Origin of the sequence: Microvirga terrestris (genome assembly GCF_015694425.1) — a bacterium.
Classification (GTDB): Bacteria; Pseudomonadota; Alphaproteobacteria; order Rhizobiales; family Beijerinckiaceae; genus Microvirga; species Microvirga terrestris.
On sequence record NZ_JADQDN010000004.1, the window covers coordinates 411,919 to 428,988 of the forward strand.

The window sequence follows — 17,070 nt, forward strand, 5'->3', positions numbered from 1 at the left end:
CCAGTGAGGCTCAAGGACAATCCATGACGATCCAGCGCATCAAGCCCGGCCCCCGCATGAGCGGCGCCGTCGTTCACGGCAATACGGTTTATCTCGCAGGTCAGGTCGCTCAGGAGAGCGCAGGCAAGAGCGTCACCGAGCAGACGAAGGAAATCCTCTCGATCATCGACAGCCTCCTGGCGGAGGCCGGCAGCGACAAGTCGAAGATCCTGATGGCCAATATCTGGATCACCGACATGGGCACGTTCCAGGAGATGAACGCCGTGTGGGATGCCTGGGTGTCCCCCGGCAACACGCCTGCCCGCGCCACCGTCGAGGCCAAGCTCGCAACGCCGGCCTTCAAGGTCGAGATCGCGGTCATCGCGGCGAAGTAAGCAAAGAAAAGCGGGCCCAAAGGCCCGCTTTTCTTTTCTAAACGTCGTGACGATTACTGGCAGGGATGGCGCAGGCCATCATAGCCGAGATAGGTGCCCGAACGCGGATCGTAGGACTTGTAGCGCTGGGCGCAGTAAGCCGCATTGCCGCCATAGACCGGAGCGGCCTGAGCCTGCGACTGGGCGATGGCGCCGCCGATGATCGCACCGGTGGCAAGACCGATGGCGCCGGCAGCCGCAGCCGAGCCGTAGTCACGGCGATAGTAACCGCGGTCACCGTAATAGCGACGGTCCCCATAGTAACGTCGATCGCCATAATAGCGCCGCTCCACGTAACGCGGGCTGCCGCCGTAATAACGGCGATACTGCACGTAGTCGGTGTTCAGATCGCCCGCCTTGAGGGCTGCAGCGAGTTCGTTGATCGGCGCCGTCCGCGTCTCGGCGGCGGAAGCCGGTGCGGCAAGGCCGAGGGTGCCGAGAGCAGCCGTGGCGGCCACAGCCATGAAGAATTTACGCATAGGATCTCCTCCGATATTGGGAGGCGAACGCGGAAAGGCGCAAAGTCGTTCCGATTCTTGGGAATTTCAGGCTATCTCTCGCGGGAACGTGAGGTGCGAAGCTCGTCAGATGCAGCCTCCGATCTGACCGACGAAACCCGCTTTCCTTCCACCCTCCCCTGCCCGGTCGGACACAGATCCAGGATCGCGCAGCGGTGGCAGGCCGGGTTCTTATAGAAGCAGCAGCGCTGGCCGTGCAGCATCATGACTTCGTGGTTGTCATAGACCCGTTGCGCGTCCCAGTCCTCCGGCAGAAGGCTGGCAAGCACCGCATGGGACGGCCCGACGGCTGTCGATTGCGGAATGAGAGCCGTGCGTTGAGCCACGCGGTGATGATGGCTGTCCACGGGAAGGGCTGCCTTGCGCAGCACCGAGAAGGACAGCACGGCCGCACTCGTCTTCGGGCCGACTCCCGGAATGCTCTCGAGCCAGGCCCGCGCCTCCTCGACCGGCATGTTTTTCAGGAAATCGAGCGACAGGCTGCCGTGCCGCTCCTCGATGGCGTGTAGCACAGCCTGCAGGCGCGGCGCCTTCTGCTCCGGCCAGGTCACGCCTTCAATCGTCGCCTCCACCTCCTCGGTCGGCGCGTTCATCATCGCGGGCCAATCCGCGTATCGCGCACGCAGCGCCTTGAAGGCGCGGCCGGAATCCGCATTGCGGGTGCGGTGGGACAGGAGCGAGGAAATCAGCTCGCTCACCGGATCGAGAGTATGGAAGTAGGGAATCGGACAGCCATAGACCGTACAGAGGCGCTCATGGATGACGAGCGCCTTTGCTTTCAGATCCTGCAGGTCCGGATTCATCCCGAGGCAAGTCGCGAATCGGCGGGGTGGTTCCATACCCCGCTTCACCGTCATTCCTGACTCCGCTGCGCGGCCCCGGAATGACTGTTGAGGTTGATCAAAGGGTCACAAAATAAACCGGCTCAGATCCGTGTTCTTCGCCAGCTCCTCCACCTCGCCGCGCACGTAACCGGAGTCGATTTTCACCGTTTCGCCGGAGCGGTCGGGCGCCGTGTAGGACACGTCGTCGAGCACGCGCTCCAGCACCGTCTGCAGGCGGCGCGCGCCGATGTTCTCGACCGTGTTGTTCACCTCCACGGCCACTTCCGCCAGCGCGTCGATGGCGTCATCCGTGAAGACGAGATCGACGCCTTCCGTCTTCATCAGCGCGACGGATTGCTTGATGAGGCTCGCCTCCGTCTCGGTGAGGATGCGGCGGAAATCCTCGACGGTGAGCGGCGAGAGCTCCACGCGGATCGGCAGGCGGCCCTGCAATTCGGGTAGCAGGTCGGACGGCTTCGACACATGAAACGCGCCGGACGCGATGAAGAGAATGTGATCCGTCTTCACCGATCCGTATTTCGTCGACACGGTGATGCCCTCGATCAATGGCAGCAGATCGCGCTGCACGCCTTCGCGGGACACATCCGCCCCGGTGCGGCCCTCGCGACCGGCGATCTTGTCGATCTCGTCGAGGAACACGATGCCGTTGTTCTCCACCTGACGCAGGGCCTCCTGCACGATGGCATCCTGGTCGAGCATCTTGTCGGCCTCTTCCGTCACAAGCGGCTCATAGGCCTCGCGCACGGTGGTGCGGCGCGTCTTGCGCTGGCCGCCGAAGGCCTTGCCGAACATGTCGGAGAGGTTGATCGCGCCCACCGACGCGCCGGGCATGCCGGGAATCTCGAACATCGGCATCCCCTGCCCTCCGCCCGATTGCAGCTCGATCTCGATTTCCTTGTCGTCGAGCTCGTTGGCGCGCAGCTTGCGGCGGAAGGAATCGCGCGTGACGGCGCTCGCGGTATTGCCCACCAGCGCATCGAGTACGCGCTCCTCGGCGGCGATATGGGCCTTCGCCTGCACCTGCCGACGGCGCTCCTCCTTCACGAGGCCGATGCCGATCTCCATGAGATCGCGCACGATCTGCTCCACGTCGCGACCCACATAGCCCACTTCCGTGAACTTGGTGGCCTCGACCTTGAGGAAGGGCGCACCCGCGAGCTTGGCAAGACGGCGCGAGATCTCGGTCTTGCCGCAGCCTGTGGGGCCGATCATCAGGATGTTCTTCGGCGCCACCTCTTCACGCAGTGAGCCTTCGAGCTGCTGCCGGCGCCAGCGATTGCGCAAGGCAATGGCGACCGCACGCTTGGCGTCGTTCTGGCCGACGATGTAGCGGTCGAGTTCGGAAACGATTTCGCGGGGAGAAAAGGTGGTCATGACTTTTGTCTTCCGGTGTCATCCCCGACTGGCAGCGGCGGAAGCCGCTGGAGGGGAAGGGGATCCACAATCAAGATGCTTCGTGTCTGGATCCCCTTCCCGGCCGCTTCACGGCCGCCGGGGATGACACGGTGGGTTTTACGCAGCGTCCAAAGTTTCAATGACGATATTCGCGTTCGTATAAACGCAGATCTCGGCCGCAATGCCGAGGGACCGGCGCACGATGGCCTCAGGGTCCGTCTCGTACTCAGTCAAGGCTCGCGCGGCGGCGAGCGCGTAATTGCCGCCGGACCCGATGGCCATGATGCCGTTTTCCGGCTCCAGCACATCACCGGCACCGGAGAGCAGCAGGCCCACCTCCTTGTCGGCCACCAGCATCATGGCCTCCAGGCGGCGCAGATAGCGGTCGGTGCGCCAGTCCTTGGTAAGCTCGACGCAGGCGCGGGTGAGCTGGCCGGGATATTGCTCGAGCTTGGCCTCGAGGCGCTCGAACAGGGTGAAGGCATCGGCGGTCGAGCCGGCAAAGCCGCCGATCACCCCTCCCTTGGCGAGGCGCCGGACCTTTTTCGCATTGCCCTTCACCACCGTCTGGCCGAGGCTCACCTGCCCGTCACCGCCAATGACGACGCGACCGCCTTTTCGGACCATGAGGATGGTAGTGGCATGCATGCGGGGGGTGGCGTCTTCGGACAAGGCAGGGCTCCGGCGGGCGGGAAAGTACTGGGCGGCCATGGGCCGTTATCCGGCTGACTTAATCATTGATCGGCCAAAAGCAACGCGGGTGGCAATTCTGCGCGCGGCTTGCTAGAACGCCTCGTCTCTTGTTCCGCAAAGGATTGTGATGATGCGCTCCGCGAGCGTCAGCCGTCGTACTGCCGAGACCGATGTCGCACTGTCGATTGCCCTCGATGGCACCGGCAAGGTCGAGATCTCTACGGGGGTCGGCTTCCTCGACCACATGCTCGAACTGTTCGCCCGACACGGTCACTTCGACTTGACCGTGAAGGTGACCGGCGACCTGCATGTGGACCAGCATCATACCACTGAGGACACCGGGATTGCGCTGGGTCAGGCCACCCTGAAGGCGCTTGGCGATAAAAAGGGCATCACGCGCTATGCCGACATCCATCTGCCGATGGACGAGACCTTGACGCGCGTTGCCCTCGACATTTCCGGCCGCCCCTTCCTGGTGTTCCGAACCGCCTTCCCGACGGAGAAGATCGGCGTGTTCGACACCGAGCTGGTGCGCGAGTTCTTCCAGGCGTTTGCCATCCAGGCGGGGCTGACGCTCCACGTGGAGACGCTCTACGGCGAGAACAGCCACCATATCGCCGAGAGCTGCTTCAAGGGCTTGGCACGGACCTTGCGTCAGGCCGTGGCACTGGACCCAAGGGAAGAGGGCCGCGTTCCCTCCACCAAGGGTACGCTCTAGATCCATCAAGAGACGCCTTGCCTGGCGAGATCATCGTCGTCACTTCATCGGGCAAGGCCTGAGGAAACGTCGCCATGACCACCTATACCCTGCACCTCCCGCGCGATGCGCGGCCGGGTGATCCGAGCGTTTTGGATGAGTCCGAACTCGTGAAGGATGCCTTCTCCTGGGGCGCCTTCTTCTTCACCTTCCTGTGGTTCTTCGTCCATCGCCTGTGGCTCGCAGGCCTTGGCGTTCTGCTGATCGTCCTCGCCTTCGGTGGCCTTATGGCCGTGCTGGACGTGCATCCCCTTGCGGGCGCCATTGCTCAGCTTCTGCTGCAGAGCCTGATCGGGCTCGAGGCCAACAGCCTCAAGCGCTGGACCCTCACCCGTCACGGCCGGCCGGCCGTCGATACCGTCACGGCCTCCGACCAGGACGAGGCGGAGGCCAAGGCCTTCGCCCGCTGGCTCGATGCCAAGCCGGGCCCCCTACCCCGCAGCACGGCACCGTCGCCGATCCTGTCCACCCCGAGGCGGTCCGAGCCGGTGATCGGCCTCTTTCCCGATGCGGAGCGTCCCCGGTGAGCGTCGTCATCATCGATTACGGGTCCGGCAACCTGCACTCCGCCGCCAAGGCCTTCGAGCGGGCGGCCAGGGAGGCGGAGCTCGACCTCGCCATCGCGGTCTCGTCCGACCCGAACCTCGTCGCCAAGGCCGACCGGATCGTCCTGCCGGGCGTCGGCGCCTTTGCCGATTGCCGCCGTGGCCTCGACTCCGTGCCCGGCATGGTGGAGGTGCTGCAGCGGCGCGTGCATGAGGACAAGCGGCCCTTCTTCGGCATCTGTGTGGGCATGCAGCTCATGGCCACGCGCGGCCTCGAGCATACGACCAGCTATGGCCTCGACTGGATCCACGGCGACGTGAAAGCCATCAAGCCCAGCGATCCTAGCCTGAAGATCCCGCATATGGGCTGGAACACGCTTCAGCAGGTCAAACCGCATCCGCTCCTCGACGGCATTCCCACCGGGCCGGACGGGCTGCACGCCTATTTCGTGCACTCCTATGCCCTGACGCCGGCAGACCCTGCCGACGTAGTCGCCACCACGGATTACGGCGGGCCGGTGACGGCCATCGTCGGGCGCGACAACCTGGTCGGCGCACAATTTCATCCTGAAAAGAGCCAGGCCCTCGGCCTCAAGCTCATCGCCAATTTTTTAAGGTGGCGCCCGTGATCCTCTATCCTGCCATCGACCTCAAAGAGGGCCTCTGCGTCCGCCTGATCCAGGGCGACATGGACCAGGCGACCGTGTTCAACGACGACCCCGCCGACCAGGCCGCCACCTTCGAGGCTCAGGGCTTCGAATGGCTGCACGTGGTCGATCTCGACGGGGCATTCGCCGGCAAGCCGATGAATGCGGCGGCGGTCGAGAACATCCTCAAGCGCGTCAAAATTCCGGTGCAGCTCGGCGGCGGCATCCGCGACATGAAAACCGTGGAGGGCTGGCTCGCCAAGGGCGTGTCCCGGGTGATCATCGGCACAGCGGCCGTGCGCGACCCGGACTTCGTGCGCGAGGCGGCGCGGCTTCATCCGGGCAAGATCGCCGTCGGCATCGACGCCAAGGACGGGCTCGTCGCCGTGGAGGGCTGGGCCCAGACCTCGACCCTCTCGGCCGAAGAACTCGGGCGCCGCTTCGAGGATGCGGGCGTTGCCGCTATCATCTACACGGACATCGCCCGCGACGGCATCCTCAAGGGCCTCAACTTCCCGATGACATTGGGCCTCGCCCGCGCCGTCTCGATCCCGGTGATCGCCTCCGGGGGCCTCGCCTCCATGGCCGATATCGAGCGTCTCACCCAACCCGACTGCGCCGTGCTCAACGGCGCCATTTCCGGCCGCGCCCTCTATGACGGTCGCATCGACCCGGTTGAGGCGCTGACGCTGCTGAAAACGATTCGACGGACTCACGCAGAAGGTTTTGTCAAGTCTTCCTCTTGACAGTTCGCATTTTGTTCACATATAGTGATTCGCAAATGGACTGGGGGATGTTCTCGGTCGGCGTCTGGCCTCGGCTTTGTCCGGGGCTTTTCGCTTTTTAGGGGAAGATTTTCAGACCCCATCCCGAAGTCTTACCAGTTGGGCTTCGGCGAAACTTCTCAGAAATTATTTCTCGTGTTCGGTTAGGTTGCCCAGACCTCAAAACACCCAGACCGATAGGCCTTGCAAACAGATCTGCCAATTGCAGACCCGATGAGTTCGCTCTCTTGTCTGCAAAGCAGATATCAAGTTCTTCCATATTGATCCGGTTGTAGTTTCCTCGATCTTTTATGCGCCTGAACTCAAGCTCTAGGATATTGTCTTCCTTTGCTCCTCTCCTCTCGAACATACAATGAGCTATCTTCCCGCCCTGGCCTTGCTCAAGCAAGAAGGAATGGGTTCGCTCCATGCAGAACTGTAGCCCGATGTGGTAAGGATTATCAGGAGAAGCATACCGGCGTGTAAGGCTCCTTTTATCGATTACGCTGGCGATGAGGGTAACGTTTGCCCCTTGGATGATCGCTGATAATTCATCCATGAATTTCTGCCTGTTCTCTTGGTTCTGCAGAAATTTGAAAGGTGTCTGTTGCTTCCTGATTTCCCGTTCATGGAGAATGACCATGTCATGTCCAAACCACCGAAATTTGAATTCTTGGATGGCTGGCACGATCTCTCGAACGTAATCTGATTTCTTGAAGATACAGAATGCCAGGACGAAGAGAGGGAAATCCTCGTTGATCGAAGTGAGATCATGGTCACCGCTCTCATCAACGTAGATGACATAGTCGGAAAACAATGGCATTCGATTCCCATTCACGGGCAGGTTGTTATGTTATGTTGAAAGTTCGCCTCATTCCTTGCTTGGATGTCAAGGACGGACGCGTCGTGAAGGGTGTGCAGTTCGTCGATCTGGTTGACGCAGGTGATCCCGTCGAAGCCGCCAAGGCCTATGATGCGGCAGGTGCCGACGAGCTCTGCTTTCTCGACATCACCGCGAGCCACGAGGCGAGGGGGATCCTGCTCGACGTGGTGCGGCGCACGGCCGAGGCCTGCTTCATGCCGCTCACCGTCGGCGGCGGCGTGCGGACCGTCGAGGATATCCGCAACCTGCTGCTTGCCGGCGCCGACAAGGTGTCGATCAACACCGCTGCGGTGAAGAACCCGGATTTCGTGCGCGAGGCTTCCGAAAAGTTCGGCAACCAATGCATCGTCGTGGCCATCGACGCCAAGAATGTCTCAGGGGAAGGCGAGGAGCCTCGCTGGGAGATCTTCACCCATGGTGGCCGCACCGCCACCGGCATCGATGCCATCGCGTTCGCCAAGCAGGTGGCAGAACTCGGGGCAGGGGAGTTGCTCGTCACCTCCATGGACCGGGACGGCACCAAGGGCGGCTATGATCTGGCGCTGGTGCGCGCCATCGCGGATGCGGTCTCGGTGCCGGTCATCGCGTCCGGCGGCGTCGGCAACCTCGACCACCTCGTTGATGGCGTCGAGAAAGGCCATGCCAGCGCGGTGCTAGCGGCTTCCATCTTCCACTTCGGCACGCATACGATCAGCGAGGCGAAGGGCTACATGGCCGAGGCCGGGCTGAATATGCGGCTCGACGAGCCGGTGCACAGCGCTGCAAACCGGACAGCATGAAAGAAATCAGCCCATGACGGTCTCCAACGAAGATGATCTGAACAAGCTCGAGGAGATCGGCAGGATCGTCGCCAACACCCTTGAGGCCATGGCGGCAGCGCTCGAGCCTGGGATGACGACGGCGGAGCTCGACCTGATCGGGCGCAAGCTTCTCGAGAAGGCCGGCGCCCGGTCCGGCCCGGAGCTTGTCTACGATTTTCCCGGCGCCACCTGCATCAGCGTGAACGAGGAGGTCGCCCACGGCATCCCCGGATCGCGCCGGATCGAGGCCGGCGACCTCGTCAACATCGACATCTCGGCGGAAAAGAACGGCCTGTTCGCCGACACCGGCGCCTCCTTCGCGGTTCCGCCGGTCACGAACGCCACCAAGCGCCTGTGCCGGGACGGCAAGCGCGCGATGTGGATAGGCCTGCGCCAGGTCGGGGCCAACAAGCCCTTGGCCGGCATCGGCCAAGCCATAGGCACCTTCGCCGAGAAGAACGGCTACACCCTCGTGCGCAATCTCGCGAGCCATGGCATCGGCCATTCCCTGCACGAGGAGCCGAAGGAAATTTCGACCTGGCCGGACCGCTCGGAGCGCCGGATCATGAACGAAGGCCTCGTCTTCACCGTCGAGCCGTTCCTGTCCCTGGGGGCGGAATGGGCCGAGGACGGCGACGATCCCTGGACCCTGTTCAGTGAGCCGCGTGCACCCACGGTCCAGTATGAACACACCGTCGTTGCCACCCGCAACGGTCCCCTCGTCGTCACCCTGCCGGGCTAGTTCACCCATGACATCCTTCACCCTCGACGACCTTGCCCGCATCATCACTGAGCGCGCCGCGGCTCCTGAAACCGAGTCCTATACGGCCAAGCTCATCGGCGGAGGTCCGGCGAAAGCCGCCAAGAAGCTTGGCGAGGAGGCGGTGGAAGCGGCGATCGCGGCCGTGCAGGGCGACCGCCAGAATCTCACGGCGGAGGCCGCCGACGTGCTGTATCATCTTTTGGTCGTGTTGCAGGGCGCCGATATTCCTCTAAGTGACGTCATGGCCGAACTGGAGCGCCGCACGGCGCAGTCGGGGCTTGCGGAGAAGGCCGCGCGCAAGCCCTAAAACGAGAGGTGGTTCGCATGGACCAGCCCAACGTGGTTTCCGCCGTCGAGGATGATGACGGGCTGTCGCCCTACCGGGTCTTTTCCCGCGACGAATGGGCGAAGCTGCGTGCCGATGCGCCCATGACGCTCACGGCCGACGAGGTGGTGCAGCTGCAATCCCTCAACGATCCGATCTCGCTCGATGAGGTGGCGGCGATCTACCTGCCGCTCTCGCGCCTGCTCTCCCTCTACGTTGCGGCAACCCAAGGCCTGTTCAAGGCGACCCAGCGCTTCCTGCTCGCCGAGAAGGACGCCAAGGTGCCCTACATCATCGGCGTGGCGGGATCGGTGGCTGTGGGCAAGTCCACCACGGCCCGCGTGCTGAAGGCGCTGCTCGCCCGCTGGCCCAACACCCCGAAGGTGGACCTCGTCACCACGGACGGCTTTCTCCTGCCCAACGCGGAGCTGACACGGCTCGGGCTCATGGAGCGAAAAGGCTTCCCGGAGAGCTACGACACCGGAAAACTCCTGCACTTCCTGGCCGACATCAAGGCCGGCAAGCGCAACGTGAAGGCGCCGCTCTACTCCCACCTCGTTTATGACGTGGTGCCCGGCGAGGAAACCACGGTGGACCGGCCGGACATTCTCATCGTCGAGGGGCTTAACGTGCTCCAGCCGGCGCGCATGCCCAAGGACGGCACGGCCATTCCCTTCGTGTCCGATTTCTTCGACTTCTCGGTCTATATCGACGCCGACGAGGCGGACCTGCACCGCTGGTACGTGAACCGGTTCCTGCGGCTGCGCCACACCGCCTTCCGCGATCCGCTCTCCTACTTCCGCCGCTATGCGGAACTACCGGAGGCTGAGGCGATCAATATCGCCGAGGGCCTGTGGAACCGCATCAACCTCCTGAACCTGCAGGAAAACATCGTGCCGACCCGCCAGCGCGCGAGCCTGATCCTCAAGAAAGGCGCAAGCCACCGGATCGAGACGGTGGCGCTGAGACGGCTCTGATCACGCCGACTTTTTTCAATCTTGAGCGTTGTTCCTCCGGATGATCGGAGGATGCATGGCCACGCAGCCCGTCGACGATAAACTGAAAGTGAGCGCCGAGCACGCGCGGGAAGCGGCCGAGCAGACCCAGGAGGCCGCCGAGAGCACGCAGGAAGCGGCGGAGCACACGCAAGCCGCGGCCAAGACGACCGCTGTCGCCAGCGTTCAGATGAAGGACAGCGCCGACCGGCGCACGGAGCTCGCCGCCAATCGCACGGTCTTTGCCGCCGAGCGCACCTACGCGGCCTGGGTGAGGACGGGACTGGCCTCACTCGCCTCCGGGATCGGCGCGCAGAAGCTGCTCGCGGGCGTGGTGCCGGATTGGATGATCCTCGCCACCGGCTCGGTTCTCATCCTGTTCAGCGCTTTCTGCTTCGCCGCCGCCGTCTGGCGTCAGGTTTTTACCGGCTCACAGCCGCCACATCCGGACGTGCAGCGCCTTCCGCCGTTCATGCTCGTGCTGTTCAACGGTTTTTTGGCGCTCGTGTCTCTCGCAGCCCTGTTCGGGCTGTGGTTCGGGCAGACGGGCGGAAGTTGAGCACCACGTTGTCATCACCGGCCTTGTCCCGGCCATGACGAGGAGGGTGGTTCCTTACCCCAACAGACCCTGCTGCTCAGCCAGCTCCTTGAGGCTTGTCTGCGGGCGGGCGCCGAGATGGCTGATGATCTCGGCGGCGGCGAGGCCCCCGAGGCGGGCGCAGTCGGTCAGATCCAGGTTCTTCACGAGACCGGCCAGGAAGCCTGAGGCGAAAAGGTCGCCCGCGCCGGTGGTGTCGACCACGCGCTCCACGGGAAAGGCCGGCACGGCCTTCGTTTCGCCGCGGCTCACGATCAGCGCCCCCTCGGCCGAGCGGGTGATGGCGCCGAGCACATTCTCTTCACGGAAAGCCGCGAGCGCAGTGTCGGCATCCGCCGTGCCGTAGAGGCTCTGCAGCTCATGGATGTTGGCGAAGAGGATGTCGAGGCTCCCATCCCGCATGAGGCCGAGGAACTCGTCGCGGTAACGGTCGACGCAGAAGGCGTCGGACAGGGTGAGCGCCACCTTGTTGCCGGCCTCGTGGGCGATCTTGACCGCCTTGCGGAAGGCCTCCTTCGCGGCTGGCGGATCCCACAGATAGCCTTCGAGATAGACGATGCTGGAGGCGCGCACCGTGTCCGGGTTCACGTCGTCCGGGGTGAGGTTCTGGCAGGCGCCGAGATAGGTGTTCATGGTGCGCTCGCCGTCCGGCGTCACCAGGATGAAGCTGCGTGCCGTGGCCGGACCCTCTTTCGCCGGCGTCACGTCGTAGTGCACGTCGATGGCCTTGAGATCGTGGGCGAAGAGCCGGCCCGTCTCGTCGTTCTTCACCTTGCCGATGAAGCCGGCCTTGACGCCGAAGGAGGCCGCGCCCGCGGCCGTGTTGGCACCCGAGCCGCCGGACACGATGATGGCCGGACCCATATCGCCGTAGAGTTCTTCGGCTCGCGCCTCGTCGATGAGCTGCATGGCACCCTTGTGGACCTTCTTCTGCAGCAGAAAGGCCTCGTCCGTATGGGCGAGCACGTCAACGATGGCGTTGCCGAGGGTGAGAACGTCGATACGGGTCTGGGACATAGGCCACCGGGTTTAGGAAAAGATCGGGCGCTTTCGCATCCGGGGCAGGGGAGGTCAAGGGCTGGCGTACTCAACCGGCTTCGTGTCATTCCCGGCCGGAGCGCAGCGGAGAGGAAGGGAATCCATCAGCCGTAGCGCGTGTGAGCGGATCCCCTTCCCGCACTTCGTGCGCCGGGGATGACACCTTGTGGACTGTGATCGTCCGCCGTTCCTGCGCCGCGTCGAGCAGCGCGATCATCCCGTCGAGCTCCTCCGGTGTGAGGCCGCGGATCTCCCGCGCTAGGCGGTTGGCGAGCAGCGTCGCCTTGGGGTCCGTGTTCGCCGTGTCGATCTTCACCCGGGGATCGGAGAGGTCCGCAAGGCGCGTGAGTTCGTCGGCCTCGTCCCAGATGATGTGGAAGTACTGCAGGACACCCTGGATGAGGGTCCACGTCGGCTTGCCGCGCTCGCCGCGCTCGAGGGCCGAGAGATAGGCACTCGACACGCCGAGATGCGCCGCCATGTCCTTCAACATGCGCCCGCGTTCCTGGCGCAGCTGCCGCACCCGTTCACCGAAGGGAGTCATCGCTTCACCCCGCACTCCGCCGTCGGCGGAGCCTGACATAGAGTGCACCGGATCCGCCATGCTGGGGAGAGGCCTCCTCGAAGCCAATTACCAAGTGGCGCAGGTCGGGCAGGCGCAGCCAGTGCGGCACCATGCGGCGCAGCACGCCGCGTTCCTCGAACAGACCATTGCTGACGGAGGCACCGCCCTTGCCGGTAATCACGAGAACGAGCGCGTGGCCGGAGCCCTGCGCGCGATGCAGGAAGCTCAGGAGGGCGAAATGCGCCTCTTCCTGGCGCATCCCGTGCAGGTCGATGACGCTGTCCACGTCCTTGCGGCCCCGGCGCAGGGCCTGGAGCGTCTTGCGCTCCACGGGGGCCATCGGGGGAAGGGCAGGTTTCGAGGGCGGGAGAGGGGGCAGGGCAGGCGGGAGCTTCGTCACCACCGGGGCAGGGGCTGTGGCGGGCTTATCTTCGGGCTCTGGCTCTGGCGGCAGGGCCTTGCCCTGCATGGGCTTCACGTGCCGGGCCACATGGGACCAGAGCCGCTTCTCCTCGGGGCTGAGCTGGCGGGTGCGGCTTTTGCGGGTCATGAATGGGGTTTGGGCTGCAGGACCACGAAGCGCACGGGATGGCGCAGGAGCCCGGCGCGGCGGCCCGCCTCCTCGCCGCTGCCGAAGAAGAAATCGCCCCGGGCCGGGCCGACGATGGCCGAGCCCGTATCTTGGGCGATCATGAGGCGCCGGAGCGGCTCGGCCATGTCGAGGGTCAGGGGCAGCTGCCCGTCGAGCCAGACCGGCAGGCCATAGGCCCAGAGGGAGCGGTCGACGGCAAGGCTTCGGCCGGGCACGAGCGGGTGGCCCGCCCCGCCGATCGGTCCGTCCTCGGGCGCCAGCTCCGTGGCCTCGCGGAAGAAGATGTAGGATTGGTTCTGCCGCATCAGAGCCTTGGCGGGATCGGGATGGTCTCTTAGCCAACCCATGAGCTTTTCAAGCGTCATGGATTCCAGGTCCATCTCGCCCTGCTGCACCAGGACCCGGCCGATGGACGTGTAGGGCCGGCCGTTGCGTCCGGCATAGGCGACCCGCATCACCGAGCCGTCCGCGAGGCGGATGCGGGCCGAGCCCTGCACATGGATGATGAAGGCCTCGCCCGGCTCGCTAAGGTAGACGATGGGCTTGGCGAGGTCTCCCAAGGCACCGTCCTCGATGGCGGCGCGGTCCGGATAGGGCTCGTGGCCGTTCGCCGTTCGCCGTGCCGCCTGAAGACCCTTCTCGATCCCCGACAGGGTCCCGCCTTGCGGAATGGTGACGAGGTCCTGGGGCCGGTCGAGGAGGGGAACCCGGTAAGTGGCGTCCGGCGTGCGCGAGCCCTGGAACTCCGGCTCGTAATAGCCGGTCAGAAAGCCTCCGCCCGTATTGGGAATGACAGCACGGGGCCGGAAATGCGTCTCGAAGAAACGTTTCGCCTCTTCCTTGCCGGCCTCGGGGGTTTTCAGGGCCTCGCGGCAGATCGCGAGAAGATCCGCTTGAGGCATCTGCGCCGGCCGCAACTCGGCGGACGCAGCTTCAAGCGCCCGGCAGGAGCGCAGGTAGGCCCGAAAGGCGGCCGCGTGATCGTCCGCCTCCCAGCCGGGGAGATCCTGGAAGGCGAGGGGCTCCAGGCGCGCGAGATCCTTCAGGGACGATCCGGCCGCGGCGTCGGACATGCTCAATGTCCAGGTAAGGAGGCAGGCGCAGAGAACCCGCCCTGCATCTCTCATTGCCCCGCTTCGGTCGCCACGAGCTGCCAGTTGGGATCGCGGCTGCCGAGGGTACGGGCGAAGGTCCACACATCGGTGACGTCGGCCACAGTCTCGAGGCTTCCATCCACCACAGCCCCGGAGGTGTCGCGGGTGGCCGTAATCAGCTTGGACAGGAAGCGCACCACGATCTGGGCGTTCTTGCCCTGGAGCTCGGCTCCGGCCATTTCGGCCTTGTCGATGGACACGAAGGTGGTTTCCACCGTCTCGCCCCGGCGCTCGCGCTCGGTGATGGCCCGCTCGAAGCCCTCATAGACCTCACGGGAGAGAAGATCCTTGAGGGTGCTGCGATCGCCCTGGGCGAAAGCCGTGACGATCATCTCGTAGGCGGACTTGGCGCCCTCGAGAAACCCAGCGGCATCGAAATTCGGCTCAAGACGGGCGATGCCATCGAGCGCCTGAGCCGTGGGCGTACCCGGCTCGGCGATCCCCTTCCAGCGCTCGGCCGGAGGAACCTCGGCGGCGGGACGGGGCCCGTTGGCCCCGGGAAGGCGCACCACATTGTGATCGGGCTCGGCCGGGGCATTGCCCGGGCGTAAAGGGGCATCCCGGCGTGACATCGGATCGAAGGGCGGCTGTTCGCTTCCGGTTTTCTGCCCCAGGACCGAGCGGAGGCGCCAGATGACGAAGACGGCGAGTACAATGAAAATGAGGGTCGTGATGTCGAAGGAATCCTGCATCGTCGATCCGTTGTGAGCCTGCCCGCGCCCGGTTGCTGCCGGGCGTTGTGTCGAGGAGGTGAAGGTGTCATCCTTCGCATATGGGGTCATGAGGTCGTAACATCCACCTCGGCCCCCGACAAGCGAATGAGTTGGCTCAAAATCTTGCTTCCCGCATGAGAAGCATGGTAGCGCGAAGATCCATGGCCCGCCGCCGCAGACGTTCCGCTTGGCGAGGCGTTCCGCCCGGGCTCGACGAGACACCCCCTTAGGGAGCAAGACACCATGGCCGAGAATGCGGCAAACAACGCAGCGCCTTCGCTGAACGCCCTTGCGCAATACTGCAAGGACTTCTCCTTCGAGAACCCCAACGCGCCCCGCTCCCTGCAGCAGCAGACGGAAGGCCCGCAGATCAACCTGCAGGTCAACGTGAATGCCAAGCAGCTCGCCGAGGCCGATTTCGAGATCGACCTGACCCTCGAGGGCGATGCCAAGATCGGCGGCAAGGATGTGCTGTTCGCCTTCGAGCTCACCTATTCGGGCGTGTTCCGGATCCAGAACATTCCGCAGGAGCAGCTGCACCCGGTGGTGATGATCGAGTGCCCGCGCCTGCTCTTCCCGTTCGCCCGCCAGATCGTGGCCGACGCCGTGCGTAACGGCGGCTTCCCGCCCCTCTACATCGACCCGATCGACTTCGTGGCCCTCTACCGCCAGCGCGCCGCCGAGGTGCAGGGGCAGGAGAACGGCGCCGGTCAGACGCTGTCGTGAGCGGTCGCTAGAGCATTGGTTTTCCAGATCGGGCGAGGCAAAAGCTTCGCCCGATTTTTTGTGACTTCACACCGGGAGGTTTTTTATCCTCTTAGGAGGAAGCCTCGGGCTTCGTCTCACCGAGATACTCATGCCAGATTGCACTCGGCCCGATGGACTGGATGAAGGCCTCATGGGCCGCGCGCTCGGCGTCGGTCAGGCGTGAGATCAGGGTACGGGGCTTGGCATCGCGGGCGGCGCGTTCCGCCGCCGCGGCACTGCGGCGGGCTGAGGGCTGCAGCGACAGGTCGAAGCCCACCTGGCGGCCGCCGATCAGCTCGATATAGACCTCGGCCAGGATCTCGGCGTCGAGAAGCGCCCCGTGCTTGGTGCGGCGGGAATTGTCGATGCCGTAGCGGGTGCAGAGGGCATCGAGGTTGTTGGCCGCACCCGGATGCCTGCGGCGGGCCATGTTGAGCGTATCGACCGCGTCGGCCAGGTTGAACTGCGGATGCCCGGTGCGGGCGAATTCGGCGTTCAGGAAGCCGATATCGAAGGCCGCATTGTGGATGACAAGCCGCGCATCGGCCACGAAGGCGGCAAACTCGTCCGCAATGGCCGCAAAGACCGGCTTGTCGGCCAGGAACTCGTCCGAGAGGCCGTGCACCGCGAAGGCGCCGGCCGAGACCGGCCGCTCCGGGTTGATGTAGACGTGATAGCTCTTGCCTGTCGGGATGTGGTTGAGCATCTCGACGCAGCCGATTTCGATCACCCGGTCGCCGCTTGCATGACTGGTGCCGGTGGTTTCGGTATCGAGAACGATTTCACGCAACATCACAAACACTCTTCATCAAAAACGGTGACGCCGTCCGGGACGGCCGGCGAGGCAAACGAGGATGGAGCGCACCTGCGCCTCGGCTGAAGAAAAGCCGCGGCTGGTGTCGACCAGGAAATGAGCCCGGACGCGCTTGTCGGCGTCGGGCATCTGCTTGGCCAGGATGGCAGAAAATTTCTCCGGCGTCATGCCGGGCCGGGCGAGCACGCGCTCACGCTGCACGGTGTGTGGCGCCGTGACCACGAGGGTCGCGTCGCAGCGCGTCTCGCCTCCGGTCTCGAACAGCAGGGGGATGTCCAGCACGGCGATGGGCGCGAGAGCGGAGACGCGGGCGAGAAAAGCCTCCTCCTCTTCCCGCACCAGCGGATGCACGATGGCTTCGAGCTGCTGCATGCGCTCCGGGCTGTTGAGAACCGCCGCTCCGAGCTTCGCGCGGTCGACAGCGTCGTCCGCCACGGTGCCGGGAAAGGCCTTTTCGATCAGCGGTGCGGCGCGGCCGCGATAGAGGCGGTGCACCGTGGCGTCGG

23 protein-coding genes are annotated in these 17,070 nt (G+C 64.4%); 11 read left to right on the forward strand and 12 right to left on the reverse strand.

What is annotated here, in order from left to right; translation table 11 throughout:
- The first annotated feature begins 23 nt into the window (after nt 1-23).
- Nucleotides 24-374, forward strand: a complete 351-nt coding sequence (locus tag I2H36_RS11065; protein WP_196263928.1) for a RidA family protein — start codon at nt 24-26, stop codon at nt 372-374.
- Nucleotides 375-427: 53 nt separating this feature from the next.
- Here the strand turns inward: I2H36_RS11065 and I2H36_RS11070 are convergent, their stop codons facing one another.
- From I2H36_RS11070 to hslV, 4 genes are all read right to left on the reverse strand, one after another.
- Nucleotides 428-892, reverse strand: coding sequence for a BA14K family protein (locus tag I2H36_RS11070; RefSeq protein ID WP_246718749.1), 465 nt, complete (start codon nt 890-892; stop codon nt 428-430).
- A gap of 71 nt (nt 893-963) precedes the next feature.
- A complete protein-coding gene (locus I2H36_RS11075) occupies nt 964-1,734 on the reverse strand; it encodes an endonuclease III domain-containing protein (protein ID WP_196263982.1) in 771 nt (256 codons plus the stop codon).
- Nucleotides 1,735-1,839: 105 nt separating this feature from the next.
- Complete coding sequence (gene hslU / locus I2H36_RS11080; RefSeq protein ID WP_196263929.1) at nt 1,840-3,150, reverse strand: ATP-dependent protease ATPase subunit HslU; 1,311 nt, start codon at nt 3,148-3,150, stop codon at nt 1,840-1,842.
- Nucleotides 3,151-3,288: 138 nt separating this feature from the next.
- On the reverse strand, nt 3,289-3,882 hold the full coding sequence (gene hslV, locus I2H36_RS11085; RefSeq protein ID WP_425523300.1) for an ATP-dependent protease subunit HslV: 594 nt from the start codon (nt 3,880-3,882) through the stop codon (nt 3,289-3,291).
- Nucleotides 3,883-3,994: 112 nt separating this feature from the next.
- On the opposite strand from hslV, the gene hisB reads away from it, so the two are divergent.
- The 4 genes from hisB to hisA all read left to right on the forward strand — a co-directional run bounded on the left by hisB (nt 3,995) and on the right by hisA (nt 6,559).
- Nucleotides 3,995-4,582: an imidazoleglycerol-phosphate dehydratase HisB gene (hisB, locus tag I2H36_RS11090; protein WP_196263984.1), complete on the forward strand. Its 588-nt coding sequence runs from the start codon at nt 3,995-3,997 to the stop codon at nt 4,580-4,582.
- Nucleotides 4,583-4,656: 74 nt separating this feature from the next.
- On the forward strand, nt 4,657-5,148 hold the full coding sequence (locus I2H36_RS11095) for a DUF2628 domain-containing protein (protein ID WP_196263930.1): 492 nt from the start codon (nt 4,657-4,659) through the stop codon (nt 5,146-5,148).
- A complete protein-coding gene (gene hisH, locus I2H36_RS11100; protein WP_196263931.1) occupies nt 5,145-5,795 on the forward strand; it encodes an imidazole glycerol phosphate synthase subunit HisH in 651 nt (216 codons plus the stop codon). The genes I2H36_RS11095 and hisH overlap by 4 nt, the downstream gene beginning before the upstream one ends.
- Nucleotides 5,783-6,559 carry a 1-(5-phosphoribosyl)-5-[(5-phosphoribosylamino)methylideneamino]imidazole-4-carboxamide isomerase gene (gene hisA, locus I2H36_RS11105; RefSeq protein ID WP_196263932.1) on the forward strand — a complete coding sequence of 259 codons (777 nt, stop codon included), beginning with the start codon at nt 5,783-5,785 and terminating at the stop codon, nt 6,557-6,559. Before hisH ends, hisA begins: the two co-directional genes overlap by 13 nt.
- 97 nt (nt 6,560-6,656) lie before the next feature.
- On the opposite strand, the gene I2H36_RS11110 is transcribed toward hisA, so the two are convergent.
- Nucleotides 6,657-7,400, reverse strand: a complete 744-nt coding sequence (locus I2H36_RS11110; RefSeq protein WP_196263933.1) for a DUF3800 domain-containing protein — start codon at nt 7,398-7,400, stop codon at nt 6,657-6,659.
- A 32-nt stretch (nt 7,401-7,432) separates the two neighbouring features.
- Between I2H36_RS11110 and hisF the strand changes: the two genes are divergently transcribed.
- The 5 genes from hisF to I2H36_RS11135 are packed head-to-tail and all read left to right on the forward strand — an operon-like array spanning nt 7,433 to nt 10,902.
- Nucleotides 7,433-8,239, forward strand: coding sequence for an imidazole glycerol phosphate synthase subunit HisF (gene hisF / locus I2H36_RS11115; protein WP_196263934.1), 807 nt, complete (start codon nt 7,433-7,435; stop codon nt 8,237-8,239).
- Nucleotides 8,240-8,252: 13 nt separating this feature from the next.
- Nucleotides 8,253-9,002, forward strand: a complete 750-nt coding sequence (gene map, locus I2H36_RS11120) for a type I methionyl aminopeptidase (RefSeq protein WP_196263935.1) — start codon at nt 8,253-8,255, stop codon at nt 9,000-9,002.
- 7 nt (nt 9,003-9,009) lie between these two features.
- Complete coding sequence (locus I2H36_RS11125; RefSeq protein WP_196263936.1) at nt 9,010-9,330, forward strand: phosphoribosyl-ATP diphosphatase; 321 nt, start codon at nt 9,010-9,012, stop codon at nt 9,328-9,330.
- A gap of 17 nt (nt 9,331-9,347) precedes the next feature.
- Nucleotides 9,348-10,325: a type I pantothenate kinase gene (coaA, locus tag I2H36_RS11130; RefSeq protein ID WP_196263937.1), complete on the forward strand. Its 978-nt coding sequence runs from the start codon at nt 9,348-9,350 to the stop codon at nt 10,323-10,325.
- 55 nt (nt 10,326-10,380) lie between these two features.
- Entirely contained in the window at nt 10,381-10,902 is a 522-nt protein-coding gene (locus tag I2H36_RS11135; RefSeq protein ID WP_196263938.1) for a YidH family protein, read from the forward strand.
- Nucleotides 10,903-10,956: 54 nt separating this feature from the next.
- Here I2H36_RS11135 and I2H36_RS11140 read toward each other — a convergent pair whose 3' ends face one another.
- The 5 genes from I2H36_RS11140 to I2H36_RS11160 all read right to left on the reverse strand — a co-directional run bounded on the left by I2H36_RS11140 (nt 10,957) and on the right by I2H36_RS11160 (nt 14,982).
- The gene (locus I2H36_RS11140) at nt 10,957-11,958 is read right to left on the reverse strand and encodes an adenosine kinase (RefSeq protein ID WP_196263939.1); all 1,002 of its coding nucleotides are present in this window, start codon (nt 11,956-11,958) and stop codon (nt 10,957-10,959) included.
- An 85-nt stretch (nt 11,959-12,043) separates the two neighbouring features.
- On the reverse strand, nt 12,044-12,523 hold the full coding sequence (locus tag I2H36_RS11145; RefSeq protein WP_196263940.1) for a helix-turn-helix domain-containing protein: 480 nt from the start codon (nt 12,521-12,523) through the stop codon (nt 12,044-12,046).
- Between the two features lie 4 nt (nt 12,524-12,527).
- Nucleotides 12,528-13,094 (reverse strand): Smr/MutS family protein, encoded by a 567-nt coding sequence (locus I2H36_RS11150; RefSeq protein ID WP_196263941.1) that lies wholly within the window; start codon nt 13,092-13,094, stop codon nt 12,528-12,530.
- On the reverse strand, nt 13,091-14,209 hold the full coding sequence (gene mltA, locus I2H36_RS11155; protein WP_246718750.1) for a murein transglycosylase A: 1,119 nt from the start codon (nt 14,207-14,209) through the stop codon (nt 13,091-13,093). Before mltA ends, I2H36_RS11150 begins: the two co-directional genes overlap by 4 nt.
- A 50-nt stretch (nt 14,210-14,259) precedes the next feature.
- A complete protein-coding gene (locus I2H36_RS11160; protein ID WP_196263985.1) occupies nt 14,260-14,982 on the reverse strand; it encodes a Tim44/TimA family putative adaptor protein in 723 nt (240 codons plus the stop codon).
- A 264-nt stretch (nt 14,983-15,246) separates the two neighbouring features.
- On the opposite strand from I2H36_RS11160, the gene secB reads away from it, so the two are divergent.
- Entirely contained in the window at nt 15,247-15,729 is a 483-nt protein-coding gene (gene secB / locus I2H36_RS11165; RefSeq protein WP_196263943.1) for a protein-export chaperone SecB, read from the forward strand.
- A gap of 91 nt (nt 15,730-15,820) precedes the next feature.
- Here the strand turns inward: secB and dnaQ are convergent, their stop codons facing one another.
- Complete coding sequence (dnaQ, locus tag I2H36_RS11170) at nt 15,821-16,543, reverse strand: DNA polymerase III subunit epsilon (protein ID WP_196263944.1); 723 nt, start codon at nt 16,541-16,543, stop codon at nt 15,821-15,823.
- Between the two features lie 15 nt (nt 16,544-16,558).
- The coding region (gene coaE / locus I2H36_RS11175; RefSeq protein ID WP_196263945.1) for a dephospho-CoA kinase at nt 16,559-17,070 on the reverse strand (512 nt) is incomplete at its 5' end.